The following is a 26,071-nucleotide window of genomic DNA, read 5'->3' on the forward strand; positions in this document are numbered from 1 at the left end:
CGTAACCCGGGGGAGCCTCAACCCCGAACCCCGTTCGGTGTCCGGCGGGTCAGGCCGGCAGCGTGAGGCGCTCGACAGTCGCCCGCCATCCGTTGCCGATGCCCTTGGCGAGCCACTCCCGCACCTCGGGCTCGGCCATGCTCTCTGGCAGCGCCAGCGTCATCGTGGCGCGGGTGGCGGTGGGGTCGCCGTCCAGGTCCTCGAACTCGATCGTCGCGATCGGGCCGACGGTGAGGTCGCCACGGTCGAGCTTCGGCCATCCGACCTCCGCGCCCCACGCGAACACGATCCTCTCGTCGGGGACGATCTCGAGGTAGATGCCTCCCGTCGTGTAGGACGTCTCCTCATCGATCACCATCGGCACGGTCCATGCTCCGCCCACGCGCAGGTCGACCTGGATCGGCTGCTCGGGCCGAGGCTGCTCCGGGTTGAGGAACCACTCCAGCTCGGAGGGGACGGTCCAGGCGCGGAACACCTCTGCGCGGGGGACGGGGAAGTCGCGGACCACGACGATCCGGCGGTTCTCAGACATGGTTGTTCTCCTCTGTCGGACGGGGTGATCTGCGCGGGTCGGCGAGCTGACGCGCGAGCGCGTCGAATCGGCTCTCGAAGAAGCTCCGGTACTCGGCGATCCAGTCCTCCGCCGCCCGCAGCCGATCGGTGTCGAGCGTGCAGGTGCGCTCCTGGCCGCGCCGGCGCTTTCGCACCAGGCCCGCCCGCTCGAGCGCGGCGATGTGCCGCGACACGGTTGGCAGGCTGAGCGCGAACGGCTCGGCGAGCTCGGTCACACTCGCCTCGCCCCGAGCCAGGCGCGCGATGATCGCCCGTCTGGTGGGGTCGGCGAGCGCCGTGAAGGTCTCGCTCAGATCATCCTGCATATTTGCATGCTAGCGTAATTACGCCACCATGCAAATAGCGTTGATGTCAGTCGGTGCCGGCGTCGAACATCGCCGAGTCGGATGCCGCCTCGATCGCCTCGTCGAGCGCTTCGGTCGCCGCATCCGCCGGCTCCGCCGGCTCGGTGATCTCGTCGGCCTCACCCGATGTGATCCGGCCCACCAGTGCTCCGGTCGCCCCTCCGATGAGTCCGAGCCCCGCATACTGTTCGAGACGCGAGCGCGAGTCGGCGATGTCGAGGTTGCGCATCGTGAGCTGACCGATCCGGTCGGTCGGTCCGAACGCAGCATCGCCCACACGCTCCATCGAGAGCTTCTCCGGCGCGTAGGAGAGGTTCGGGCTCGTGGTGTCGAGGATCGTGTAGTCGTCTCCCCGCCGCAGGCGCAGCGTGACCGACCCGTTGATCGTCGAGCCGACCCACTTCTGGATCGACTCCCGCAGCATGAGCGACTGCGGCTCGAGCCAGCGGCCCTCGTACATCAGCCGACCGAGGCGACGGCCCTGCTCGTGGTAGGTCGCGAGCGTGTCCTCGTTCAGGATGCCGTTCACGAGGCGCTCGTACGCGATGAACAGGAGCGCCATCGCCGGCGCCTCGTAGATGCCGCGGCTCTTGGCCTCGATGATGCGGTTCTCGATCTGGTCGCTCATGCCCAGACCGTGCCGCCCGCCGATCCGGTTCGCCTCGTGGACGAGCTCCACCGCGTCGGCGTACTCGACGCCGTTGATCGCGACCGGCCGGCCGAGCTCGAACGTCACCGTCACGTCCTCGGGCGCGATGTGAACCTCGGGGTCCCAGAATCGAACGCCCATGATCGGCTCGACCGTCTCGAGGGACACGTCGAGGTGCTCGAGGGTTTTCGCCTCGTGCGTCGCGCCCCAGATGTTCGCGTCCGTCGAGTACGCCTTCTCGGCGCTGTCCCGGTAGGGGAACCCGTGCTCGACCAGCCACGCCGACATCTCGGACCGGCCGCCGAGCTCCGTGACGAAGTCGGCATCGAGCCAGGGCTTGTAGATGCGCAGGCGGGGGTTGGCGAGCAGCCCGTAGCGGTAGAACCGCTCGATGTCGTTGCCCTTGTACGTCGAGCCGTCGCCCCAGATGTCGACGCCGTCGTCCTTCATCGCGCGCACGAGCATCGTCCCGGTGACCGCGCGACCCAGGGGGGTCGTGTTGAAGTAGGTCTTGCCGCCCGAGCGGATGTGGAATGCGCCGCACGCGAGGGCGCCGAGCCCTTCCTCGACGAGCGGTGTCTTGCAGTCGATCAGACGCGAGATCTCGGCGCCGTACTCGAGCGCTCGGCCCGGGATCGCGTCGATGTCGTCTTCGTCGGGCTGCCCCAGATCACCCGTGTAGGTGCACGGGATCGCGCCCTTGTCGCGCATCCAGGCGACGGCGACGGAAGTGTCCAGCCCCCCGGAGAATGCGATGCCGACGCGCTCGCCGACGGGGAGGGACTGCAGAACCTTCGACATCCCTCGATTCTACTGAGCCCGCGCTTCACGCCCTGTCGGGAGGCGGACGCAGCGATGCCGGGTCGGAAACCCGACCCGGCATCGCCGAGAGTGCTCAGACGTGCAGTGCGCCCGTGGCCGAGGCCGCCCCACCGCGGACCGACGCGCGCTTCTCACGGTGCCGGCCGATCGCGATGATGATCGCCCCGATCGCGAGGAACGCGACCATCATGGCCCCGATGTACGCGAACGCCGACGGGTAGCCCCCGGCGTTGTGCGGGTCCAGGAACGGGTACGGGTACCACCATTCGGTGCTTCCGTCAGGGTTCACGACCCGCAGGCCACGGACCATCGTGTACGCCGTCCATCCCAGCGGGTAGCCGACGAAGACCGCCAGCGACCACCAGGGCAGTCCGCGCCGTCGCGGTGCCCACAGGAGATCGAGGATGAAGTAGATCGGCAGGACCACGTGCAGGACCTCGACCGCATAGGAGTCCAGCAGCCGGATCCCCGCGGTGTCGCCGAGGGCGATGCCGCTGGGGGCGTCCCGGAGCAGGACGTTGTAGACGATCCCGAGCAGCAGGACCGGGCCGGCAACGGCCGCGAGGCCCAGGGCGATGCCCAGAGGCTCCCGCGTCGTTCCCGGGTGCCGCTGCGCCCAGGTCGCTGCCGCCACCAGCGCCACGACGCTCAGCAGCGACGAGACGATCGTGAACAGGCTGAAGTAGTTGACCAGTACGAGCTCGAGATCCTGAGCTTCTCGTGACGCACGGTCGATATTGACGATGAATCCGGCGACGATGCCGGACAGGGCTGTGACCGCCGCAGCGATCCTGAACCATGACCAACGCATTTCGATGACCTTTCCATTTCCCCCGGTGTGTGCCATCCCCATGAGATAAGTGGTAGTGGTCCGCAGGCCACAACGGGTGAATATTGGCACCGCGAACGTCGAAGTAGCCCAAATGGGGGACAGAAAGGTTGTGTGGAATCTACAAAACTGGTCCGCGACGCCGCCCGATCCACACGACCAGCACGCCGACAGCCATGATCGCGATCGCGATCGCGACGATGTAGACGGCCACCCCGAGGTAGCCGTTCGAGAAGTTGTTCGGGTCCATGAAGGGGTACGGGTACCAGTAGGGATTGCCGTTGATCGGATTGGTCACCAGAGGCCCTCGAACCAGGGTGTAGACGGCCCACACGATGGGGAACACGGCGATCGCGAGGACCGCGCTCCAGTTCAGCCTTCTGCGCAGGGGTCCGAGGAACAGATCGAGCAGGAGGAAGATCGGCGCGACGACGTGCAGCGTCTCGTTCGACCACGGGATGGGCTCGCTCCCCTGCGGGAGTTCGATGTTGCGCAGGAGGATGTTGTAGACCAATCCCGTCACGATCATGTAGGTCGTGACGGATGCCAGCGCGATCGCGAGCGCGCGCGGCTCCGCCTCCGATCGTCGCCCGCGGGTGAAGTACCAGATCGCCGCCCACGTGAGCACGACGACCGACGCGGCGTTGGAGAGGATCGTGAAGAAGCTGAAGAAGTTCGCGATGATCGTGGCCACATCATTGCCCCGCTCCACTGCGCGTGAGACCGACAGCGAGAGCTGCGCGACGATCGCCGCGACGATGACGGCCGACATGATCAGCCTCAAGACCGACCAGGTCCGGGTCCATGCAGGGGTGCGGAGCATTCGCCCAGAGTAGTGGCGACCAGGCGGCACGAGGCGCGCACGCGCGCTTGTCAAGCCTCGGGGCGGCCGCACCGCCCTCGATAGGATGGGGTGTACCGTCGGATCCTTCCCGAGGAGTGAACATGCCCGCCATCGTGATCGTCGGAGTCCAGTGGGGCGATGAGGGCAAGGGCAAGGCGACGGATCTGCTCGGTGAGCGCACCGACGTGGTGGTCAAGTTCAACGGCGGCAACAACGCCGGCCACACCGTGGTGATCGGCGACGAGAAGTACGCGCTGCACCTGCTGCCGTCCGGCATCCTCTCTCCCGGGGTCACCCCGGTCATCGGCAACGGCGTCGTGGTGGATCTCGAGGTGCTCTTCGCCGAGCTCGAGGCGCTGAACGCCCGCGGGCTCGACACGAGCAGGCTCAAGATCAGCGCGAACGCCCACGTGATCACGCAGTACCACCGCACGCTCGACAAGGTCACCGAGCGGTTCCTCGGGAAGCGGATGATCGGCACGACCGGCCGGGGCATCGGTCCGGCGTACGCGGACAAGATCAACCGAGTCGGCATCCGCCTGCAGGACCTGTTCGATGAGAACATCCTGCGGCAGAAGGTGGAAGGCGCCCTCGACCAGAAGAACCACCTGCTCGTGAAGGTCTTCAATCGGCGCGCGATCACGGTGGATGAGATCGTCGAGGACCTGCTCTCGTACGCCGACCGGCTCCGCGGCATGGTGTGCGACACGTCGCTGCTGCTCAATCAGGCGCTGGATGCCGGAGAGGTCGTGGTGTTCGAGGGCGGTCAGGCGACGATGCTCGACATCGACCACGGCACGTACCCCTTCGTGACCTCCTCCTCGGCGACCGCGGGCGGCGCGGCGACGGGTGCAGGAGTCGGGCCCAGCCGGCTCGACCGGATCGTGGGCATCGTGAAGGCGTACACGACGCGCGTGGGCTCAGGTCCGTTCCCGACCGAGCTGTTCGACGAGCAGGGCGAATGGCTGCGCTCGCGCGGATTCGAATTCGGCACGACCACCGGTCGCCCGCGACGGGTCGGCTGGTACGACGCGCCGATCACGCGCTACGCGACCCGGATCAACGGGATCACCGACCTCGTGCTCACCAAGCTCGACATCCTCACCGGACTCGACGAGATCCCGGTGTGCGTGGCATACGACGTCGAGGGCACGCGCTTCGACGAGGTGCCGGTGAACCAGTCCGACTTCCACCACGCGACACCCATCCTGGAGTACTTCCCGGGGTGGGAGGAGGACATCTCCGACGCTCGCACCTTCGAGGAGCTGCCGCACGCGGCGCAGGACTACGTCCTGGCCCTCGAGGAGATGAGCGGCACCCGCATCTCGGTCATCGGGGTCGGGGCATCGCGCGATGCGGTCATCGTGCGCCACGATCTCGTCGACTGATGCGGTTCTGGCTGGGCGGCTACACGGCCGACATGGAGGGTGCTGCGTCCGGCATCGGCACGCTCGTCGCCGGCTCCGCCGACGACGGGTCGGCGGCAGGGGCGCTGTCGTTCACCGGGACTGCAGCAGGCGCCGACTCGCCGTCGTGGATTGCGCAGCATCCGTCGCTCGAGGTCGTCTACGCCGCGCTCGAATCGGCGCAGACCGTCGCCGCCTTCGTCCGCACCGGAGAGGGGACGCTCGCACCGCTCGGCCGGCCGGTCGAGGCTGGCGTCGCCGTGTGCCACGTCGCCGTCGCACCCGACGGCGGTTCGCTGATCGCCTGTTGCTGGGGCGACGGGCGCGTCGTCCGCATCCCGCTCGGCGGCGCCGGCCAGCTGCACGAGCCGTCGCTCGGTGCGGCCGCGGCCGACCCGTTCGCGGGACCGGTCGATCCGTTCGCGGACGCCGTCTTCGAGGTCTCGGCCGGCCAGGACGCCGCTGTGGAGTCCGAGCTGGCTGCCGCTGCCCGTTCGCTCAGGTCCGCTGTCGGGGACGAGTTCGCGGCGTACGTTCCGGGCTACGACCTGGATGGTACGGAGGAGCCGACGGGCGGTGTGCTGCTGGGCGGCACGGGATCGGTCGACGACGTCGTCCTGCCGGATCGGGTCTCGCGCGCCCACGCGGCGCTCTTCCTCCCCGACGGGCGGATCGCGACCACCGATCTCGGCTTCGACCTCGTGCGCATCTGGCGGCCCGCCGCGGACGGGCTTCGCCTGGACCATGATGTGGTGCTGCCGCGCGGCACGGGCCCGAGGCACATGGTCCTGCATCCGAGCGGTCATCTGCATGTGGTGACCGAATACACGTGCGAGGTCTTCACCCTGGGTGCGGGAGCAGATGGCCGGTGGCGTCTGCTCGGCGGGATCGCCGCATCCGCTCTCCGCGCGGACGATGACAGCGCGGCCGAACTCGCCCGCTCGCGCGACGGTGAATTCCTCTACGCCGGTCTGCGCGGCAGCAACACGATCGCGACCCTCCGCGTCCGCGGCGCCGGGGAGCGGGTCGAGCAGGTCGGTCTGGCGGATGCCGGAGTGGACTGGCCGCGCCACCACGTGATCGTGCGCGACACCGTGCTCGTCGCCGGCCAGCGCTCGGACGATGTGGTGTCTCTCACACTCGACGCGCGCACCGGCGTCCCCGGCCGCGTGCGCCATCGCACGGAGGCCCCGACTCCGACGTGCATCCTGCCCGTGCGCTGACACGCGGCGCGCGAACCCACGCGCCGCGCGCGAACCCATGCCCTCCCACGCCCTGGAGCGCGTGGGTTCGCGGTGAGTGGGTGGGTTCGCGGTGAGGGTGGGGATCGGCGAAGGGATGCGGACGGGCGCGGCTAGGTCTTCGCGTCCTGCCTCGGAATGAAGACCTGCTTGATGATCAGCAGGATCGACGCCGTCACGGGCACCGCGACGAGGGCGCCGATCAGGCCGAGCAGAGTACCGCCGATCAGCGCGCCGATAACGACCAGCGAGCCGGGAATCGAGATCGCCTTCGACATGACCCGCGGGGTGATCACGTACGCCTCGATCTGGATGTAGATCAGGTAGCAGATGGCGAAGATGAGGGCCGACACCGGGCTCGTGAAGAGGGCGAGCACACTGGCGAAGATCCAGTACAGCACCGGACCGACCAGCGGGATGATCGTGATCGAGAAGGCGAGCACGCCCATCAGCAGCGGATACGGCAGCCCGAGGATCAGGTGCAGAAGGAAGGCCACCACCGAGTTGAAGAACGCCAGGATCACCATTCCCATGAGGTAGCCGCCGACCGACTCGGTGATCTGGTTGGTCATGTCCCGCACCTTCGGCCGGTTGCGCGCCGGTGCGAACTGCATCATCGATTCCTTGATCGCGGGAAGCGATGCGACGAAGTACAGCGTCAGCACGATCACGATCAGGCCACCCGAGACCGCGGCGGCGATGCCGGCGCCGATCTTGAGGAGTCCTCCCGAGATGGCGGCGATGTTCGCCGGATCCGTGATGAACGACTGGACCTCGTTGACCAGGGTGCTCAGGCCAGGACCGAAGATGCCCTCCAGCCACGCGTAGGTGTCGGATTTCTCGAAGTTGGCGATCGAGTCGGGGATGCCGGTGATGAACTCGCTGATCTGATCGATGAGCGTCGGCACCACGAGCCAGAGCAGGCCCACGCCGAGCACGCCGAGGATCAGGAAGACGATCGCGATCGCCCATGGACGCTTGACCTTGTGCCGCTCGAACCACCTCAGAACGGGGTCCAGGCCCAGCGACGCGAACATCGCGAGGGCGATGTACACGATCACCGTCGCGATGTTGGTCAGCGCGATCCCGAGGAGCACGGCCACCAGGCCGCCCAGCGTGAGCAGCAGGCCGGCGGTGAACGGGCTGTCGAGGTGCGTCCAGAACGGCTTGCCCCCGCGATCGCTCGGGACGGTCGCGCCCTCGAGTGCTGCGCTGGCAGAAGCGGAGTCGACCGTCGCCGCGGCGTCGGTCCCGGCGGTGGGGCTGGCCGCGAGGGGCTCGGGCGAGGGGGTGCCATCGGTCATGGCTCACACTCTAGAGCCGAACCTCCTCCGGCACCCTCACCCCGGAGGGATGAATGCGCGGGCTCCTCCGCGCCGCCGCCCGGTATCGTCGGGGGACGAGGAGGTACTCCATGACCGACCACACGTCTGAGCCGGGCGCCGCCGACGCCGAGGCGCTCGACACGCTGCACCGACTGCGCGGAAGCATCGACAACATCGACGCCGCCCTCGTCTACCTCCTCGCGGAGCGCTTCCGTGCCACCAAGCAGGTCGGCAGGCTGAAGGCCGAGCACGGGATGCCGGCATCCGACCCGGCACGGGAAGAGCAGCAGCTGACCCGTCTGCGATCGCTCGCGATCGACGCCGAGTTGGATCCGGAATTCGCGCAGAAGTGGTTCACCTTCGTCGTGGCCGAAGTCATCCGCCACCACGTCGAAGCGGCCGAAGACCGCTGACGCAACCAGAACCGGGGGAGTATCGATGGCCGACGATCTCACGATCGGAACACTGCTCGACTCGGAGAGCGCCGCATCGGCACGCATCCTCGCGAGCAAGCTGAACCGCCACACCTTCTGGTGCGGGCAGAGCGGTTCGGGCAAGACCTACGCGCTCGGCGTCGCGCTCGAGCAGATCCTGCTGCACACCCGCCTGCCGCTGGTGATCCTCGACCCGAACTCGGACTTCGTCCGTCTCCCCGACATGCGCGAGGATGCCCCGGCGGCGGCCGCCGCCGAGCTCGCCTCACGCGACATCCGCGTGCGCCGCTCCACGGCGGGCGAGGGCGAGCCGCTGCGAGCGCGGTTCCTGTCGCTGCCGCTGCGCTCGCGCGCGGCGATCCTGCAGATCGATCCGCTCCTGGATGCCGACGACTACAACACGATGCTGCGCATGGAGACGGACATCCATCTGCTGCCCGATCACGATCTGGTCGCCTTCATCCGCTCCCACCCCGATCGCGTGCGTCACAAGCTCGCGATGCGGCTGGAGAACCTCGGTGTGGCGCAGTGGAAGCTGTGGGCCTGGGGGCAGCGCAGCGTCACCGATGACATCGACGACATGCCGGATGCGACCGTGGTCGACCTCGGCGGATTCGCCACCCCGCCCGAGTCGCGGGCGGCCGCGCTCGCCGTGCTCGATCACCTGTGGGAGAACCGCGAGCAGCGGATCGGCCGGCTCATCGTGATCGACGAGGCCCACAACCTGTGCACCCCCGATCCGGTGACGCCGGTGGAGAAGCTGCTCACCGAGCGGATCGTGCAGATCGCGGCAGAGGGGCGCAAGTACGGGCTCTGGCTCCTGCTGTCCACGCAGCGCCCCTCGAAGGTGCATCAGAACGCGCTGTCGCAGTGCGACAACCTCGCGCTCATGCGCATGAGCTCGCCACGCGACCTCGCCGAGATCGCGGAGGTGTTCGGGTACGCACCCGAGTCGCTCCTCGAGCGGTCGCCGGGCTTCGCGCAGGGCCAGGCCCTGTTCGCCGGCGGCTTCGTGGACCAGCCGAGTCTCGTGCAGATGGGCGCGCGCCTGACCCGCGAGGGCGGCACCGATGTGAAGGTGCCGCTGCGCTGAGCCGGGCGCCGCCCGAGCCGCGATGCGGGTCAGGGGACCGCTCGTCGCAGGGTGAGGAACGCGGTTCCGGCCAGGACCGCGGTCAGCAGCACGCCCCACAGGGTGAGGCCGACCGTGCCCTGCTCGCCGAACCAGGCGAACACCTGCGCCCAGGCATCCAGTCGTCCCACCAGCCACATCGCCCCGACCAGGAGCGCACCGAGACCGACGAGGACCAGGGTGATCGCGATCGTGCCCCAGCGCTTGTAGATCGTCGCCGCCCAGAACCCCACCACGAACATGAGCATCGCGATCGCGAAGTAGGCGAGCAAGGCCGCCCACCATCCGGGTGCCCACATCCAGTCGACGCGGAAGAAGTACCCGTTCATCCCGTAGCCGTTCGTGGCGGTCTCGACGAAGCCGCCCAGCAGGAACACGGTTGCCAGGATCGCGGCGGTGATCGCCGCCGTGAGCAGCGTGCCGAGATAGAACTCGCGCCGGGTGATGCTCATCGCCTGGGAGAAGGGGAATGAGAAGGTCAGGGCCTGGATGCCGACCACCAGGAAGTACCAGAGCGGTGCCTGCGAGCCTCCGTTGTAGAACGGGCCCGCAAGCCCGTTGCCGGAGAGCATCGCGTAGACGCCGAGCGTGAGCACCCACGCGCCCACGAGGATGAGCAGCGGGATCCAGATGTAGGTCATCTTGTTCACCAGCTGCAGCCGGACGACGTTCACGGTGCGATTCATCGGGCCACCTCCTCGATCGGGGTGGATGCTTGGTCTGCGCCGGCGGTGTGCTGCGTGAGCCGGACGATCAGCTGCTGCAGCGACACGGGTGCGGCCTCGAGGCCGAGGGAGCCGAGACGCTCCCGGTCGGCGGCATCCAGGGATCCGAGCATCGTGACCGAGCTCACCCTGCCCAGGTGCTCCCGGTGGATCACCTCGCGGTCGCCGATGAAGCGGTCGACCGCATCCGCGTCGCCGACGATGGTCGACGCGCGGTCGCGCACGGCATCCGTCGTCTCGTCCATGATGATGCGCCCGCGGTCGATCACGAGCACCCGCTCGATCAGGTTCGAGACCTCGTCGATCAGGTGCGACGAGAGGATCACCGTGCGCGGGTGCTCGCTGTAGTCCTCGAGCAGCCGGTCGTAGAAGATCTGCCGGGCGACTGCGTCGAGGCCGAGGTACGGCTCGTCGAAGAACGTGATCTCGGCGCGTGACGCGAGCCCGATGATCACACCGACCGCCGAGAGCTGGCCGCGGGAGAGCTTCTTGATTCGGCGGTCCACAGGCAGCTGGAAGTCCGTGATCAGGCGCTGCGCGAACGCTTCGTCCCAGTCTGGGAAGAAGAGGCGCGCCGAACGGAACGCGTGCAGCGGCTTCGCGTCGTCGGGGTACTTCTGGCTCTCGCGGACGAAGCACATGCGCGAGAGCACGCGGGCGTTCTCGTACGGCTTCTCGCCGAAGATGCGGACACTGCCGCTCGTGGCGAAGTTCTGCGCCGTCAGGATCGACATGACCGTGGTCTTGCCGGCGCCGTTGCGGCCGAGCAGGCCATAGATCGTGTCCTTCTCGATCGTGAACGACACGTCATCGACCGCGACGACGTCGCGATAGCGCTTCGTGAGGCTGCTCACCTCGATGACATCGGTCATCGGGATGCTCCTTCCGTGGTGGAGGACCCGCTTGCACGAGTGCTCGCATGGTCGAGGATCAGGCGGCTGAGGTCGTCGGCCCCGAGGCCGAGCTTGCGGGCTTCGGCGAGCAGCGGCTCGACGAAGCGATCGGCGAATGCGGTGCGGCGCTCGGTGAGCAGGAGCTCGCGCGCACCCGGCGCGACGAACATGCCGATGCCGCGGCGCTTGTAGAGCACGCCCTTTTCGACGAGCATGTTCACTCCCTTGGCAGCGGTGGCGGGGTTGATGCGGAAGAACGCGGCGAGCTCATTCGTGGACGGCGCCTGACCCTCCTCGGGCAGGCTGCCGTCGATGATCGAGTCCTCGACGCCCTCGGCGATCTGGAGGAAGAGGGCTCTGCCTTCTTCGATCACGTCATCCTCCGCTTGTGTGGTTAGTTACTTGACCAACTAACCATACAAGCGAACGTGCGTCAAGCCCGCAGACCCACTGCGCGCCGGCGGAGATCCTCGGCGACCGTGTCGAACGAGCGGATGCTGCGCTCTGCGCGCGCGATCGCCACGGCCCCTTCGCTGGCGGCGATCAACAGTGCCGCGAAGGCCCCGGCATCCGTCGCCTCCGCACCACCCGCCCGGAACAGCTCCGCGAGTCGCGATCGCCACGCGGTGAACACCGCTCCGGCGGTCTCGAGCAGGCCCGACGTCGGAGCGGCCACCGTGACGGCGAGCACCGAGCAGCCGGCGCGCATGTCGGTCGCCACGAGCAGTGCGCGCCACATCTGCAGGAACGCGACGGTGACGGCCGCCGGTTCTTCGCCCTCGAGCGAGTCCAGCAGTGCGATCGCTCGGCCGCCGGCCACTTCGACTGCCGCGGCGATGAGCTGATCCTTGCCATCGGGGAAATGGTGGTAGATCGAACCGCGCGGCGCCCCCGATGTCTCCAGCACCGACGAGAAGGACGTCGCCTGGTACCCGTGGGTGGCGAGCAGGCGCACGGCCGCCTCGATCATCGCGACGCGCGGGTGAGGGGTCGTGCTCGGGCTCGGCATGCGTCATTCTCCCCCGAAGACTTGACTATGACGATCATCATAGTCGATGATGCCGGAGGGCCGCGAAGCGCGCGGCCATTGAAGGGGATCATCATGCCCATGATCGACATCTACGCCACCACCGGCAGATTCGCCGACCCGCACGCCCTTGCACAGGACGCGGCGGCCACGGTGATGCGGATCGAGGCGGTGCCGGCCATCCCCATGTTCCGGCGCAACACGGCGGCCTTCGTGCACGAGCTCGGGGCGGGTGCGCTCTCGAACGCGGACGGCGAGACCGACTACGTGCGCGTGCAGGTGCAGACCAACGCCGGAGCGCTGGACCGGGACAAGCAGCTCGCAGTCGTCGCGGAGCTGACCGCGCTCGTGGCCGCCGCGGCCGGCGACGGGACTCTGGCCGAGCGCACCTGGGTGACCCTGGTCGAGGCCGTCCCGGGCGGCTGGGGGCTCTGGGGCCACGCGCACACGAACGACGAACTCGTGGCCGCGGCGCGCGCCGAGATCGCGAGTCTGAACGGCGGCTGAGGTCAGGGGTGCGACTTCGGGCGGATGACCCGACCCGGCGCGGTGTCCGAGCTTCGCGCCGGCACCGGCCACGGGGCGGCCTGTGAGGGGCGGTCGGCGTCGGGGCGGTCGCGTGCCGGCTCGGCATCCGCCGACCTCGCCTGCGGCTGCTCTTCGACCGGGGGCGTCGCCGGGGTGCTCCCCGTCGTGAGTTCGAGCGACACCTTGGCCTCGAGCACCTCGATCGCCTCGTCGGACAGCGAGATCAGGCCGTCCAGCTCCTCGCGGACGCGGCGATACGCGACCTGCCGCTCGGCGGGGGTCGCCGCTTCGTCGATTGCGATCGTCAGCAGCTGCTTGGCGGTGTCGAGTCGTTTGCGCTCGAGATCGGTGAACGAGGAGTCCTTCAGCCGCCGCGCGTCCCGCTCCGCCACATCGAACGCGACTTCGTAGTCGGCGACGGCGTTGCGGTATTCGGTGATCTGGTCCTTCGTGAGGCGTGCCTTGGCGGATGCCGGACGCAGGCCGTCGGCGACGCGCTTCGCGCGCAGGAAGGCCGCGGTGAGGGGCTGTCGGCCGTCGCTCATCGCAGGGAAGGCGATGAGCTTCGCGACGTCGAGCTCGTAGTCCAGCCAGCGTGCGGTGACGGCGTCGTGGGACGCGAACAGTCGCTCGAGCTGCGTGCCCTGCGTCGTCGCACCGCCCGCGCGTGCAGTCGGCGGGGTGGCCCGCGGCGTGGTGATCGCGGGCAGCGCCTCGGCGCCGGCCTGCGGGGCGCGCGCCGCGGCGGACGCCGCCTTGAGCTCGGCCTTGGCATGCAGAACCTCGAGGCGGCGCTTGTGCCGTCGGCGCGCACCGCGCTCCCAGGCGCTGCCGATTCCGCCCATCACACCCATCAGGGGGAAGATGAGCCACCAGTAGCCGCCGAGGAACGTGAAGAAGGGTTCCACCCTGTCATGCTAACCGTCGGCCGCCGACGCGCGTCCGGCTCGGAGCAGTCTTCCAGCGGCCCGACTAGTCGGAGGTGGGCAGACGCAGGGGGCGCCAGGCGGGCACGGGCCAGATCGATGTCCGCGGTGCGGGTCGGCTCTCCGCCGCGCCGGCCTGTCGCTCGGCCTCGTCGAACGCGGCCTCCAGTGTGCGCACGGCGTCACGGTACTCGAGGAACTGCTCGGGAGGGATGCGGTCACGGGCCGATGCCGGCCGCAGCCGCTGCGCCTCGCGGTACGCGCGGAAGAACGCGAGCGTGGCGGGGTAGCGGGTGTCACTCAGCTGGGGGTAGGCGATGGCCTTCGCGTCGTCGGTCTCGTACGCCATCCACCGCGCGACCACGGCGTCCTGCGTGGCGAAGAGCTTCTCGATCGGCAGCGGATCGGCGGAGGATGCGGCGTGGTACTGGGCCGTCGTGGCCTTCACCCGCGCGCGGCCGGCTCGCAGCGTCATGACTGCCGCCTTCTCCGAGCGCTTGGCCTCCTGCAGCTGCCGCCTGGCTTCGACGGTCGCCGGTGTGCCCATCAGCGCGTCGCCGAGGGCACTCGACCCGGACACCGCGCGAGCGGAGAGGACGTTCGCCTGGGCCTCGCGCACCCGCACGCGCGCCAGGATCAGCGCGTGGTACGCGAGCGACAGCTCGCGCCGCGCCGCATCCAGTTCGAGTCTCCGCGCACGGCGACCCCTGGCGGTCACTCCGGCGTACGTCGCGGCTCCGGCGCCTGCGGCGGCGGGAGCAACCCACCACCAGCTCTCGACGAACAGGAGGATCATCTCCACCCTGTCATGCTAACCGTCGCGGGCCGTTGCGTCCCGGGCGGTCAGCGCACTGGCAGGGTCAGCCGTGTCTCGATACGCGCTGACGCGCTGCTCGACAACCGCTTCGGGTGTCCGCCTTCGGCGGTCAGCCGAAGATCAGTGCGAGGACGGTGGCGCCGCCGCCGACGAGGATCAGCGACACGATGACCACCCATGCGGTGATCTTGACCCGTCGCTGACGTGCCTCGTTGTAGTCGCCGTACTCGTCTTCTGCCATGGAGCAAGTCTAGAGAATCCTCAGGAGGCTTCCGTCACCGTGGGCCCGAAGGCCGCCGGCAGGGTGGCCGCGGACAGTCCGCGGAGCTCGCCGAGCGGCACCGTGAAGACGTCCTGCACCTCGAGCGCGGGCTCGTCTCCCTCGCCCGGGGCATCGCTGACCCCGATGCGCAGCACGGGGTAGCCGCGACCCTCGCACAGTCCGCGGAACTTCACGTCGTCCTCCCGCGGGACCGTCACGATCACGCGACCCGTGGACTCGGAGAAGAGCGCGGATGCGGCATCCACCCCGTCGCGCTCCATGATCTCGCGCAGCCACACCCGCGCGCCGACCCCGAACCTCAGCACGCCCTCCGCGAGCGCCTGCGCGAGGCCGCCGGCCGACAGGTCGTGCGCGCTCGAGACGAGCGACTGCTGCGAGGCCGCATGCAGCAGGTCCGCGAGCTTCTTCTCGTTGCCGAGGTCGACCGCCGGAGGGCGGCCGCCGAGGTGCCCGTGGACGGTGCCCGCCCACGCGGAGCCGCTGAGCTCGGTCGCCGTGACGCCGAGCAGGTAGATGTTCTCGCCGGCATCCTGCCATCCGCTGGGGATGCGGCGCGCGACGTCGTCGATGATGCCGAGCACCCCGACGACCGGCGTCGGGAAGATGGGCTGGTCGCCGGTCTGGTTGTAGAAGCTCACGTTGCCGCCGGTGACCGGGATGCCGAGCTCGAGGCATCCGTCGGCGAGGCCGGCGACGGCCTGCGAGAACTGCCACATGACCTCGGGGTTCTCCGGGCTGCCGAAGTTGAGGCAGTCGGTGACGGCGGTCGGCATCGCGCCGCTCACCGCGACGTTGCGATACGCCTCGGCCAGCGCGAGCTTCGCGCCCTCGTACGGGTCCAGCTGGCAGAAGCGCCCGTTGCAGTCGGTCGCGATCGCGAAACCCAGGCCGGAGTGCTCGTCGACGCGGATCATGCCGGCATCGTCGGGGAACGACAGCGCGGTGTTGCCCATCACGTAGTAGTCGTACTGGTTGGTCACCCACGAGGTGTCGGCGAGGTTCGGGCTCGCGACGAGCTGCAGGAACTGGCGACGCAGGGTGTCAGGGTCATCCGATCGGCTGAGCGCGCTCGCCGAGTCGTCGCGGAGCGCGTCGATCCAGGTGGGGTAGGCGACCGGGCGCTCGTAGACCGGGCCGTCCACGGCGACGGTCGAGGGGTCGACGTCGACGATGACCTCGCCGTGCCACTGGATCACGAGGCGGCCGTCGCCGGTGACCTCGCCGAGCACGCTGGTCTCGACATCCCACTTGCCGACGACCTCGAGGAACACGTCGAGCTTGTCGGGCGCGACGATCGCCATCATGCGCTCCTGGCTCTCGCTCATGAGGATCTCCTCGGGCGTGAGCGTCGGATCGCGCAGGAGCACCTTCTCGAGGTCGACCCGCATGCCGCTGCCGCCGTTGGCGGCGAGCTCGGAGGTGGCGCACGAGATGCCGGCGGCGCCGAGGTCCTGGATCGCCTCGACCAGGTCGTCGCGGTACAGCTCCAGGCAGCACTCGATGAGCACCTTCTCGGCGAACGGGTCGCCGACCTGCACCGCCGGGCGCTTGGTGGGGCCGGTGGAGTCGAAGGAATCGGAGGCGAGGATGGATGCCCCGCCGATGCCGTCGCCGCCCGTGCGGGCACCGAACAGGACGACCTTGTTGCCGGCGCCGCTCGCGTTCGCGAGCTTGAGGTCTTCGTGGCGCAGCACGCCGACCGCGAGCGCGTTCACCAGGGGGTTGCCCTGGTAGACCGCGTCGAAGACGGTCTCGCCGCCGATGTTGGGCAGGCCCAGGCAGTTGCCGTAGAACGAGATGCCCGACACGACCCCGTGCACGACGCGCGCGGTGTCCGGGTTGTCGATGGCGCCGAAGCGCAGCTGGTCCATCACGGCGACGGGGCGGGCGCCCATCGAGATGATGTCGCGGACGATGCCGCCGACGCCGGTTGCCGCGCCTTGGAACGGCTCGATGTAGCTCGGGTGGTTGTGCGATTCGACCTTGAAGGTGACCGCCCAGCCCTCGCCGATGTCGACGACGCCCGCGTTCTGGCCCATGCCGACCATCAGGCGGGTCTTCATCTCGTTGGAAACCTTCTCGCCGAACTGACGGAGGTAGATCTTGCTCGACTTGTAGGAGCAGTGCTCCGACCACATCACCGAGTACATCGCGAGCTCGCCGCTCGTGGGGCGACGCCCCAGGATCTCGCGGATGCGTGCGTACTCGTCGGCCTTCAGGCCGAGCGCCCCGTACGGCTGCTCGCGATCGGGCGTCGCGGCGGCGTTCTGAACGGTATCGGCCACGGCGCGGCCGTGGACGATCGGGGAGGGGGTGGTCACGCGGCTCAGCTCCAGGAATCGGGGACGCCGGACGGTTTCGATCCTACCCGGGCCCGCCCGGTGCCCCGGCCGACGGCCAGATTGCATGAGGACGCCGAGACAGAGGGCGACGCCGGCAGTCTCGGCGCGCGGATGCAATCTCGCGGATGAGGGCGGCGGGTGGCGGGGTCAGGAGGAGCGGGCCAGGGCGTCCTCGAATGCGACCCACGCGAGCATCGCGCACTTCACGCGCGCCGTGTACTTCGAGACGCCGCTGAGGGCCTCGGCATCCCCATACGTCTCCTCGTCGATCGGGATCGTCCCGCGCGAGCGCAGCGCGGTGCGGAAGCCGTCGATCAGCGCTGTCGCCTCGGCCCGCGGCATCCCGTCCTCGCGGTCGTCGACCAGCACGGCGAGCATTGAAGCTGATGCCTGCGAGATCGAGCAGCCCGCGCCGTCCCACGTGACATCCCGAACGGTGTCGTCCGGGTTCATCCGCACCTGGAGGGTGATCTCGTCGCCGCAGATCGGGTTGCGCTGATGCGATGTCGCCGCGCCGCTCGTGGAGTCCGGCGCGAGGCCCTTCCCGTGCGGGCGCTTGGAGTGCTCGAGGATCAGCTCCTGGTACAGCGACTCGAGTCCACTCACGCGCCGGCTCCGAAGAACGGACGCACCTGGTCGAGGGCGTCGAGGAACACGTCGACCTCGTCGACGGTGTTGTAGAGCGCGGTCGAGGCCCGGACGGATGCCGTGAGCCCGAAGCGCGTGTGCAGCGGAGCGGCGCAGTGGTGCCCGACGCGGACCGCGATGCCGCGGGAGTCGAGGAACTGCCCGACGTCGTGAGCGTGCACCCCCGCGACGTCGAACGCCGCGAGCCCGACCCGCTCGACCCCCGCGGGAGCATCGCCGAGCAGGCGGACACCGTCGATCCGGCGCAGGCCGTCGCGAAGGCGTCGCTCGAGGGTCTGCTCGTGCGCGTGGACGGCATCCATCCCGACGGTGTCGAGGTAGCGCACGGCCGCCGCGAGCGCGATCGTCTGGGAGACGGGCTGGGTGCCTGCCTCGAACCGCTGCGGAGGCGGCAGGTACTCGGTGCGCTCCAGCGTGACCTTCGTGATCATCGAGCCGCCGGTGAGGAAGGGCGGCAGCGCCGCGAGCACGTCCGAGCGGCCGTAGAGGGCGCCGATGCCGTAGGGGCCGAGCATCTTGTGTCCCGAGAACACCGCAAGGTCCACACCGAGCGCCGGCAGATCGAGCGGCAGGTGGGGCGCGGACTGGCAGGCGTCCAGCACGGTCAGCGCACCCGCTTCGCGCGCCAGCGCCACGAGCGCGGCGACCGGATTGACGATGCCGAGCACGTTCGAGACGTGGGTGAAGGCGACGACGCGGGTCCGCTCGCCGATGACGGATGCCGCGGCCTCCAGGCCCAGCGTGCCGTCTTCGTGCACAGGGATGAATCGCAGGACGGCCCCCGTACGAGCGGCGAGCTCCTGCCAGGGCACGAGGTTCGCATGGTGCTCGATCTCGGTCACGACGATCTCGTCGCCTGGTGCGAGCGCGAACCGCGCACTGGCCGGCGCTCCGCGGCCGAGCGTCGCGTTGCCGATCGCGTAGGCGACGAGGTTCAGCCCCGCAGTCGCACCACTCGTCCAGACCAGCTGCTCGGGCTCCGCTCCGACGAACCCGGCGACCGTGGCACGGGCATCCTCGAACAGCTCCGTGGCCTCAGCGGCGAGGGTGTGGGCGCCGCGGTGGACCGCCGCGTTCTCATTCGTGAGGAAGGCGACCTCGGCGTCGATCACAGCCCGCGGCTTCTGGCTCGTCGCGGCCGAGTCGAGGTACACGAGCGGGTGCCCGTTCACCAGTCGATCGAGGATCGAGAAGTCGCCGCGCAGCGCGCTCGGATCGAACGCATGCAGCGCGACAGGCCGTGCATCGGTCGAGGGGATCACCCTTCAAGGCTACGCCGCCCGCCTGGGCACGGGGTCGGAGCCTCGTTCACGCGCGCGCGGCCCACCTACGATGGCCGAGTGGACTTCTCCTTCGCCTTCACCCCCGATCTGATCGCCGTCTTCATCACGCTGTTCGTCCTGGAGATCGTGCTGGGCGTCGACAACGTCATCTTCATCTCGATCCTCGCGAGCAAGCTCCCCAAGGAGCAGCAGGCGCGGGCCCGCAACCTCGGACTCACCCTCGCGATGCTCATCCGCGTGCTCCTGGTCTTCTTCGCAGGCTGGATCATCACGCTGAAGGAGGACATCGTCGTCTGGTTCGGCATCGGCTTCTCGTGGAAGGACTTCATCCTCATCGCGGGCGGGATCTTCCTCGTCTACAAGGCCGTCACCGAGATCCATCACAAGCTCGAGGGCGCGGAGGAGGAGCACGGCGGCGGCAGGAAGGTCGCTCAGGTGACGTTCGCGTCCGTGATCGCGCAGATCCTCCTGCTGGACATCGTGTTCTCGCTCGACTCGGTCATCACGGCGGTCGGCATGACCGAGAACCTGATCGTGATCATCACGGTCGTCGTGCTCTCGTTCGGCATCATGCTCTTCGCCTCGCGCTTCATCTTCACGTTCGTGAACAAGCACCCCACGGTGAAGATGCTGGCGCTGTCGTTCCTCCTGCTGATCGGCGTCTTCCTCGTGGCCGAGGGCTTCGGTGTGCACATCGACAAGGCCCTCATCTACGCGCCGATGGCGTTCGCGATCCTGGTCGAGGCGCTGAACCTCACCTACTCCGCGCGCAAGGCGAAGCGCGAGCAGAAGCGTCAGCACGCCGTGCAGCTGCGGCCGACGTATCCGGACATCGACGAGTCGGTGGCAGTCGCCGCGGCGCTCTCGACGGCTCCGGATGCCGGTTCCGTCGGCCTCTCCCGCAAGCCTGTCTCCGGCGCCGGAGCGGCTGACGAGGAGCGCACCGGCCTCGGCTGAGCGCGACGCCGACCGCCGGGTGCATCGGCGCAGCGGCGCCGCTAGCGTTGGATCAGGAGGCTCCCCCCATGCTCGACCTCGCATACGCCCGGGATCTCGTGATGACCGGTGTCATCTTCGGCGCCGCGGCCTTCGTCTGGGCCGGCTGGGCGCACGAGAGACCGCCGAAGGGCGCGCTGTGGCGGATCATCCTGGTCCTGCTGCAGCTGGTCGGCCTCGCCCTGATGGCATGGGGCATCCCCCTGGCCGTCCAGCACTGGAGCACCCCGACCGCACTCGACCCCGGCAGCACCGCCTTCGTGGTGTACGTCGTGGTCTTCTGGCTCGAGGTCATCGCGATCGTGGTGCTGTCGGTCTTCTTCGCGCGCACCGGGCGCGGCGCGCTGATCGCCCCTCTGGTCCTCACGATCGTCGGCCTGCACTTCGTGCCGCTCGCGTTCGTGTTCGGGCAGTCGATCATCATGATCGCGGCGATCCTCATCACTGCCGTGGGCGTCGCCGCAGCCTTCCTCCCGCAGCGCATCGCCGCCCCGAGCTTCTGGTCCGGCATCCTCGCCGCCCCGATCTTCCTGCTCCTGGGAGCGATTGCGCTCGTGGCGGGCGCGAGTGCGCTGAGCGCCTGATCAGGGGTGCCGGCGGTCAGTCCGCCGACAGCATCCGCACCCCGTCGAGCACCGCAGAATGCGTCTGCGGGGAGCCGAGCACGCGGAAGTGCCCCGATGCGGGAACGAGCACGTTCGTCGCGCCGTCGAGGGCGCTGCCGTCCGGGATGTGCGGATCGAACCGCCCGAACACCGACACGATGCGGCCGTTGACCGATTCGTCGCGACCGAGCATCACGATCGTCTCGTCCTCGGGGAGGAACGCGCGGATGCTGGGAACGAAGAACAGCCCGGCCAGGGGCGAGCCGTGGAACGGCGTGCAGACGGCCACGAGCCCGAGCACGCCGAGCGGGGTGCCGCGCGTCGGGCCGCTGTCATCGGGGGCGGTCGCGCCCGCCGCCGCATCCGCCGGATCGCCTCCGGCCGCGGCTTCGATCGCGGCGGCCGCGGCGGCGCCCGATGAGACGAGCAGGTGCTTGCCGATCAGCCCGCCCTTGCTGTGCGCCACGAGCACGCGGCCCGCTCCGGAAGGGGGCTTGCCCGCAAGCGCGCGGCCGAGTCGATCGGCGGTCTCCGCGATGCCGCGCCGATTCATCCCGAGTCCGTGCACGACGTTCACGCGGTGCCCGGCGGCGTTCAGGGCGTTGCCGAGCGGACGCAGGAACGTCCAGTGCTCGTACACCCCGGGCAGCAGGACGATCTCGGCGAGCTCGGCCGATCCGGAGCGCCACGCGCGCGGCGCCGGACGCGGTCGGCCCAGCGTCCACGGGGCGGTCACGATCGCGAACTGGCGGCGTGCGGCGTACGCGTAGTCGAGTGCCCACAGCCAGCCGCGTGCGAGCACGTTGGGCCGTTTCGGCTCCGTCGCACCCGTCGTCATGAGCCGCAGTCTACGAGTCGCCCGCGCGGCCCGCGGACCGGGTCGCGGCCGCTCAGGAGTGGGGCCTCTCGGCCGGCGGACTCGCGCGGGCCTGGTCGGGTGGTCCCGCCGGACGCGTGGCCCGATGGTGGTGTGCGGGCTGAGCGGCGGGGAGCCCCGCACGCTCCTGCCCCGGCAGCGGCCGCGAGCGGCGGCCGTAGATCAGCTCGGAGGAATCCAGCAGCCACGGCACGAGGGTGATCGACACACCGTGGATGAGCATCAGCTGGTTCGCGATGCGCCGGGCGCGCCGGTTGTGCAGGATCGACTCCCACCAGTGCCCGACGATGTACTGCGGCAGGTAGACGGTCACGACGGATGACCCGTGCTTCTGACGCCACTCCTTGATGAACTGCGCGAGCGGACTCGCGAAGGTCCGATAGGGGGACTCGACGATGATCAGCTGCATCGGGATCTTGTGCTCGGCCCACTGCCTCTGGAGCAGCTCGGACTCCTCGGCGTTCACCGCGATGTGCACGGCGAAGGTCTGGTCGTGCTTGGCCGCGAGCGCGTAGTCGAGGGCCTTGATGACCGGCTTCTGGAGGCGTCCGACCAGGACGATCGCGACGTCGCCTTCGGCGCCGAAATGCGTCTGGTCGTCGGGCTCGATCTCGTGCTCGACATCTCGGTAGTACCGGTTCACGCCGATCATGAGCGTCGCCAGGATCGGGATCGCGATGAACACGAGCCACGCACCGTGGGTGAACTTCGTGATCGTGACGATCACGAGCACGAAGACGGTCATGGCCGCGCCGAGGGAGTTGATGATCAGGCCGGTGCGCGCCGATCGTCTCTCGGATGCGGCGGACTGCTGGGCCGCGGCGTCCTTCGGCAGCGCACGCAGGTTGCGCAGCGAGCGGCGCCAGTGGCGCACCATGCCGATCTGGCCGAGGGAGAACGAGACGAAGACGCCGATGATGTAGAGCTGGATCAGGGTGGTGAGGTTCGCCTGATAGACCACGAGCACGCCGATCGCCACGATCCCGAGGATGATCATGCCGTTCGAGTAGACGAGTCGGTCGCCGCGGGTGTTCAGCGCCTTCGGCGCGTACCCGTCGCGGGCGAGCACCGAGCCCAGCAGCGGGAAGCCGTTGAACGCGGTGTTCGCTGCGAGCAGGAGCACGCACGCCGTCGCGGCCTGGACCACGTAGAACGGGATCGATCCCATGCCGAACGTGGCTGCGGCGACCTGCGCCATCAGGCTCGGCTGCGGGTTGTCGCAGTCGAAGCCGATCAGGTGGCACGGGTTCTCGGCGTAATGCACTCCCGAGACGAGCGCCAGGATCGTCAGTCCCGCGAACAGCACGATCGCGATGCCGCCCATGAGCGTGAGGGTCATCTGCGCGTTGCGGATCTTCGGCTTGCGGAACGCGGGCACGCCGTTCGAGACGGCTTCGACCCCGGTGAGCGCCGAGCAGCCGCTGGAGAATGCGCGCAGGACGAGGAGGATGACCGCAGCCTGCGTGAGGCTCTCCGCCTGCACCGCGTACTGTGCGCTCGAGGCGATCGGCGGGTTTCCCAGCGCGGTGCGAGCCAGTCCGACCACGATCATCACGACGACGGAGCCGATGAAGACATAGGTGGGCACCGCGAACAGGAGTGACGCTTCGCGCACGCCGCGGAGGTTCACGATCACGATCACGATGACGAAGCCCACCGCGAGCTCGACCCGGCCGATGTCGAGTTCCGGGATCGCGGAGATGATGTTGTCGACACCCGAGGCGACCGACACGGCGACGGTCAGGACGTAGTCCACGAGCAGCGCTGACGCGACGACCACGCCGGGCACCTCGCCGAGGTTCTTCGACGCGACCTCGTAGTCGCCGCCGCCCGACGGATATGCCTTGATGAGCTGGCGGTAGCTGACGACCACGACGATCAGCAGCACGACGACCGCCGCGGCCACCCACGGGCTGAACGCCAGGAACGCCAGTCCGCCGGTCAGCAGGATCATCAGCAGCTCCTGCGGAGCGTACGCGACCGAGCTCAGCGCGTCCGACGCGAAGATGGGCAGCGCCATCTTCTTCGGGAGCAGCTGATCGTCGAGCTTCTCCGACGTGAGCGGATCGCCGATCAGGAGGCGCTTGGCGATCGGCGAATCCGCGCCCGGCTCGCGACTGTCGTTGCTCACGGCGGGCGAGACTACGCCTGTCCAGGGGCCGGCGCAACGCGGCTCGCCCGGGTGCCTCCCGAGCTCAGCCGAGGAACTCGCGCGCCGCCACGACGAGCGCGTCGACCCCGCGGTCGAGCGTGGGCTGGATCACCGGAGCGAAATACGGAGAGTGATTGGTCGGGATGTCCCGATCGATCGTGTCGCCGGCCTTCGCATCCGCGTACTTCTGCTGGTCGATGCCGCCCCAGAACCAGAACACGAGCGGGGCGCCCGCCTCGCGCGCGAACCAGGACACGTCCTCGCTGCCGGTGAACATCCCGGGGTCGACCACGGTGCCGTCGCCGAACGCGCGATCGAACGCCAGGGTCAGCTGAGCCGTGGCGTGCACGTCGTTGATCGTGGGAGGCAGCGTGTGGTCGATCTCGATGACCGGCTCCTCCTCTGCTCCGGACGCCTGCGCCTCGGCGCGGACGACGCGCTCCACCTTGGCGAGCACCCGAGCCCGGGCATCCTCATCGGGGTATCGCAGGCTCAGCTCGAGCTTCGCCTCGGCGGGGATGATGTTGTTCTTCAGCCCGGCGTGGATCGAGCCGACCGTGACCACGGCGACATCGCGCGGGTCGACCTCGCGCGAGACGATCGTCTGCAGGCGCATCACCGTCGCTGCCGCCATGACGACCGGGTCGATCGTGGAGTGCGGGCGCGAGCCATGACCGCCGCGCCCCAGCAGGGTCACCGTGAGGCCGTCGGATGCCGCCATCTGCGTGCCGGAGCGCACGCCGATGGTTCCCGCGGGGAGCGGTGTGACGTGCTGCCCGAGCACGATGTCCGGCCGGGGATAGCGCTCCAGCACGCCGTCGGCGATCATCGCCTGCGATCCGGCTCCGTACTCCTCCGCGGGCTGGAAGACGGCGACAATCGTGCCTGCCCACTCGTCCTTCGTGGCGACCAGGCGCTCGAGCGCGCCGAGGAGGCACGTGACGTGCAGGTCGTGGCCGCACGCGTGCATGACCGGGACATCGTTGCCCGCGGGGTCGGTGCCGCGCGCCGTGCTGGCGTACTCGAGTCCGGTGAGCTCCTTGACGGGGAGCGCGTCCATGTCGGCGCGCAGCCAGACGACCGGACCCTCGCCGTTCGCGATGACGCCGACGACGCCGGTCTTGCCGATGCCCTCTTCGTATTCGATCCCCAGCTCGCCCAGACGTGCGGCGACGACGCCCCCCGTACGGGTCTCCTGGAACGAGAGTTCCGGGTGCCGGTGCAGGTCGATGTAGAGGGCTTCGAGGTCGATGGTCATGGGCCCGAGCCTATCCGGGCGCGTTTCATCTCGTCGCCGCGCTCCCCGCTCGAGGAGCGAGTGAGTCAGTGGTCGAGGCGGGCCGTGGTGCCTCGGACGATGAGCTCGAACGGCAGGCGCCGGGGCTCCTCGCCCGGCAGGCCGTTCGGGGTTCCCGCATCCTTCGCCTCGAGCTCGTCGAGGATCGCGTCGGCGGCGCGCTCCCCCTGACCGAGGGGGAACTGGTCGACCGTGGTCAGCCGGAAGAACTCGCCGAGCTCGTGGCCGTCGATCCCGACGACCGAGAGGTCTTCGGGCACCCGGTAGCCGAGTTCGCGCGCGGCAAGGAGCGCGCCGATCGCCATCTCATCGGATGCCGCGAAGATCGCCGTCGGCCGCTCGCCGGGGCGGCCGAGGAGCTGCTTGGCCGCGCGGAAGCCGCCCTCGATCGTGAAGTCGGCGGGTTCGTAGAGCGACGGACGGGCTGGGATGCCGGCATCCGCGAGCGCCTGCTCGAAGCCCTGCCTGCGATGCGTGGGGATGTGGAAGTCGATGTCGAACTCGGGGCTGGCGCCGATGTGCGCGATGTCGTGGTGGCCGAGCGTGACCAGGTGCTCGGTCGCGAGGCGCGCGACCGCGACATCGTCGACCGTCAGGGTCGACAGACGCGGGTTCGGGCCGCCGATCGCGATCACCGGCAGGTCGAGCTCGCGCAGGCGCTCCGTCTCCTCGTCGCCGAGCTCGATCGAGATCGCGATGACCCCGTCCACGCGCTGCCGACGCAGGAACGTCTCGAACACGCTGCGCCGCTGCTCGCGATCGGCCGTCAGGTTGTACAGCGTGATGTCGTAGCCGCGGCGCATGAGCGCGGAGGCCGTGCCGCTGAGCACGGTGCTGAAGAACCAGCGATCGAGGAAGGGCACGAGCACGCCGATGTTGCGGGTGCGTCCGGATGCCAGGCTGGATGCCGACGACGACACGACGTAGCCGAGTGATTTCGCCGCGGACTCGACCCTGGCCCGGGTGGAGTCCGAAACGTGGCCACGGCCGCTCAGCGCACGGGAGACCGTCGCGGTCGAGACGCCCGCGTGACGCGCGACTTCATCGATGCTGACCACGTCGTCCCCCTCCCC

At 69.1% G+C, this 26,071-nt stretch carries 27 protein-coding genes; 7 read left to right on the forward strand and 20 right to left on the reverse strand.

Annotation, left to right across the window (positions count from 1 at the left end; all coding sequences use genetic code 11):
- Nucleotides 1-49: 49 nt before the first annotated feature.
- The 5 genes from BM349_RS01370 to BM349_RS01390 form a co-directional block, all read right to left on the reverse strand.
- Complete coding sequence (locus BM349_RS01370) at nucleotides 50-532, reverse strand: SRPBCC family protein (RefSeq protein ID WP_091701532.1); 483 nt, start codon at nucleotides 530-532, stop codon at nucleotides 50-52.
- Entirely contained in the window at nucleotides 525-878 is a 354-nt protein-coding gene (locus BM349_RS01375) for an ArsR/SmtB family transcription factor (protein WP_091701536.1), read from the reverse strand. The genes BM349_RS01370 and BM349_RS01375 overlap by 8 nt, the downstream gene beginning before the upstream one ends.
- A 46-nt stretch (nucleotides 879-924) precedes the next feature.
- The gene (argG, locus tag BM349_RS01380; RefSeq protein ID WP_091701540.1) at nucleotides 925-2,367 is read right to left on the reverse strand and encodes an argininosuccinate synthase; all 1,443 of its coding nucleotides are present in this window, start codon (nucleotides 2,365-2,367) and stop codon (nucleotides 925-927) included.
- Between the two features lie 94 nt (nucleotides 2,368-2,461).
- Nucleotides 2,462-3,199, reverse strand: coding sequence for a Pr6Pr family membrane protein (locus BM349_RS01385; protein WP_091701545.1), 738 nt, complete (start codon nucleotides 3,197-3,199; stop codon nucleotides 2,462-2,464).
- 139 nt (nucleotides 3,200-3,338) lie between these two features.
- On the reverse strand, nucleotides 3,339-4,040 hold the full coding sequence (locus BM349_RS01390; protein ID WP_254773674.1) for a Pr6Pr family membrane protein: 702 nt from the start codon (nucleotides 4,038-4,040) through the stop codon (nucleotides 3,339-3,341).
- Between the two features lie 122 nt (nucleotides 4,041-4,162).
- Here BM349_RS01390 and BM349_RS01395 point away from each other — a divergent pair, with 122 nt between their 5' ends.
- Nucleotides 4,163-5,449, forward strand: a complete 1,287-nt coding sequence (locus BM349_RS01395; RefSeq protein ID WP_091704676.1) for an adenylosuccinate synthase — start codon at nucleotides 4,163-4,165, stop codon at nucleotides 5,447-5,449.
- A complete protein-coding gene (locus tag BM349_RS01400) occupies nucleotides 5,449-6,690 on the forward strand; it encodes a lactonase family protein (RefSeq protein ID WP_091701554.1) in 1,242 nt (413 codons plus the stop codon). The genes BM349_RS01395 and BM349_RS01400 overlap by 1 nt, the downstream gene beginning before the upstream one ends.
- A 131-nt stretch (nucleotides 6,691-6,821) precedes the next feature.
- On the opposite strand, the gene BM349_RS01405 is transcribed toward BM349_RS01400, so the two are convergent.
- Nucleotides 6,822-8,012: an AI-2E family transporter gene (locus BM349_RS01405; protein WP_091701557.1), complete on the reverse strand. Its 1,191-nt coding sequence runs from the start codon at nucleotides 8,010-8,012 to the stop codon at nucleotides 6,822-6,824.
- A gap of 110 nt (nucleotides 8,013-8,122) precedes the next feature.
- On the opposite strand from BM349_RS01405, the gene BM349_RS01410 reads away from it, so the two are divergent.
- Together BM349_RS01410 and BM349_RS01415 are read left to right on the forward strand one after the other, a co-directional pair.
- Complete coding sequence (locus BM349_RS01410; RefSeq protein ID WP_091701560.1) at nucleotides 8,123-8,446, forward strand: chorismate mutase; 324 nt, start codon at nucleotides 8,123-8,125, stop codon at nucleotides 8,444-8,446.
- A gap of 25 nt (nucleotides 8,447-8,471) precedes the next feature.
- Nucleotides 8,472-9,560 carry an ATP-binding protein gene (locus BM349_RS01415; protein ID WP_091701564.1) on the forward strand — a complete coding sequence of 363 codons (1,089 nt, stop codon included), beginning with the start codon at nucleotides 8,472-8,474 and terminating at the stop codon, nucleotides 9,558-9,560.
- A 29-nt stretch (nucleotides 9,561-9,589) separates the two neighbouring features.
- Here BM349_RS01415 and BM349_RS01420 read toward each other — a convergent pair whose 3' ends face one another.
- From BM349_RS01420 to BM349_RS01435, 4 genes are read right to left on the reverse strand one after another with little or no spacing between them, the layout of a single operon-like run.
- Nucleotides 9,590-10,285 carry a hypothetical protein gene (locus tag BM349_RS01420; protein WP_091701568.1) on the reverse strand — a complete coding sequence of 232 codons (696 nt, stop codon included), beginning with the start codon at nucleotides 10,283-10,285 and terminating at the stop codon, nucleotides 9,590-9,592.
- A complete protein-coding gene (locus BM349_RS01425) occupies nucleotides 10,282-11,196 on the reverse strand; it encodes an ABC transporter ATP-binding protein (protein ID WP_091701572.1) in 915 nt (304 codons plus the stop codon). The genes BM349_RS01420 and BM349_RS01425 overlap by 4 nt, the downstream gene beginning before the upstream one ends.
- Entirely contained in the window at nucleotides 11,193-11,591 is a 399-nt protein-coding gene (locus BM349_RS01430) for a GntR family transcriptional regulator (protein ID WP_091701577.1), read from the reverse strand. The genes BM349_RS01425 and BM349_RS01430 overlap by 4 nt, the downstream gene beginning before the upstream one ends.
- A 59-nt stretch (nucleotides 11,592-11,650) precedes the next feature.
- Nucleotides 11,651-12,226: a TetR/AcrR family transcriptional regulator gene (locus BM349_RS01435; protein ID WP_217645631.1), complete on the reverse strand. Its 576-nt coding sequence runs from the start codon at nucleotides 12,224-12,226 to the stop codon at nucleotides 11,651-11,653.
- A gap of 93 nt (nucleotides 12,227-12,319) precedes the next feature.
- On the opposite strand from BM349_RS01435, the gene BM349_RS01440 reads away from it, so the two are divergent.
- Nucleotides 12,320-12,751 (forward strand): tautomerase family protein, encoded by a 432-nt coding sequence (locus BM349_RS01440; protein WP_139230861.1) that lies wholly within the window; start codon nucleotides 12,320-12,322, stop codon nucleotides 12,749-12,751.
- Nucleotides 12,752-12,753: 2 nt separating this feature from the next.
- Here the strand turns inward: BM349_RS01440 and BM349_RS01445 are convergent, their stop codons facing one another.
- From BM349_RS01445 to BM349_RS01465, 6 genes are all read right to left on the reverse strand, one after another.
- Entirely contained in the window at nucleotides 12,754-13,680 is a 927-nt protein-coding gene (locus tag BM349_RS01445) for a hypothetical protein (RefSeq protein WP_091701585.1), read from the reverse strand.
- A gap of 64 nt (nucleotides 13,681-13,744) precedes the next feature.
- Entirely contained in the window at nucleotides 13,745-14,500 is a 756-nt protein-coding gene (locus tag BM349_RS01450; protein WP_091701588.1) for a hypothetical protein, read from the reverse strand.
- Between the two features lie 124 nt (nucleotides 14,501-14,624).
- Entirely contained in the window at nucleotides 14,625-14,756 is a 132-nt protein-coding gene (locus tag BM349_RS19005) for a hypothetical protein (RefSeq protein WP_302848240.1), read from the reverse strand.
- 20 nt (nucleotides 14,757-14,776) lie between these two features.
- Nucleotides 14,777-17,119 (reverse strand): phosphoribosylformylglycinamidine synthase subunit PurL, encoded by a 2,343-nt coding sequence (gene purL / locus BM349_RS01455; RefSeq protein ID WP_254773675.1) that lies wholly within the window; start codon nucleotides 17,117-17,119, stop codon nucleotides 14,777-14,779.
- 168 nt (nucleotides 17,120-17,287) lie between these two features.
- Nucleotides 17,288-17,746 (reverse strand): Fe-S cluster assembly sulfur transfer protein SufU, encoded by a 459-nt coding sequence (gene sufU / locus BM349_RS01460; protein WP_091701591.1) that lies wholly within the window; start codon nucleotides 17,744-17,746, stop codon nucleotides 17,288-17,290.
- Complete coding sequence (locus BM349_RS01465; protein WP_254773676.1) at nucleotides 17,743-19,050, reverse strand: aminotransferase class V-fold PLP-dependent enzyme; 1,308 nt, start codon at nucleotides 19,048-19,050, stop codon at nucleotides 17,743-17,745. Before BM349_RS01465 ends, sufU begins: the two co-directional genes overlap by 4 nt.
- Nucleotides 19,051-19,128: 78 nt before the next feature.
- On the opposite strand from BM349_RS01465, the gene BM349_RS01470 reads away from it, so the two are divergent.
- A complete protein-coding gene (locus BM349_RS01470; protein ID WP_091701596.1) occupies nucleotides 19,129-20,028 on the forward strand; it encodes a TerC family protein in 900 nt (299 codons plus the stop codon).
- A 68-nt stretch (nucleotides 20,029-20,096) separates the two neighbouring features.
- On the forward strand, nucleotides 20,097-20,651 hold the full coding sequence (locus BM349_RS01475; protein ID WP_091701599.1) for a hypothetical protein: 555 nt from the start codon (nucleotides 20,097-20,099) through the stop codon (nucleotides 20,649-20,651).
- Nucleotides 20,652-20,667: 16 nt separating this feature from the next.
- On the opposite strand, the gene BM349_RS01480 is transcribed toward BM349_RS01475, so the two are convergent.
- The 4 genes from BM349_RS01480 to BM349_RS01495 form a co-directional block, all read right to left on the reverse strand.
- Nucleotides 20,668-21,510: an esterase/lipase family protein gene (locus BM349_RS01480; RefSeq protein ID WP_091701602.1), complete on the reverse strand. Its 843-nt coding sequence runs from the start codon at nucleotides 21,508-21,510 to the stop codon at nucleotides 20,668-20,670.
- A gap of 52 nt (nucleotides 21,511-21,562) precedes the next feature.
- Nucleotides 21,563-23,680, reverse strand: a complete 2,118-nt coding sequence (locus BM349_RS01485) for an APC family permease (RefSeq protein ID WP_091701606.1) — start codon at nucleotides 23,678-23,680, stop codon at nucleotides 21,563-21,565.
- A gap of 64 nt (nucleotides 23,681-23,744) precedes the next feature.
- Nucleotides 23,745-24,959, reverse strand: coding sequence for an amidohydrolase (locus BM349_RS01490; RefSeq protein ID WP_091701611.1), 1,215 nt, complete (start codon nucleotides 24,957-24,959; stop codon nucleotides 23,745-23,747).
- 65 nt (nucleotides 24,960-25,024) lie between these two features.
- Entirely contained in the window at nucleotides 25,025-26,056 is a 1,032-nt protein-coding gene (locus BM349_RS01495; RefSeq protein WP_091701615.1) for a LacI family DNA-binding transcriptional regulator, read from the reverse strand.
- Nucleotides 26,057-26,071: the final 15 nt, after the last annotated feature.

Source organism: Microbacterium sp. cf046 (assembly GCF_900114345.1).
Classification (GTDB): Bacteria; Actinomycetota; Actinomycetes; order Actinomycetales; family Microbacteriaceae; genus Microbacterium.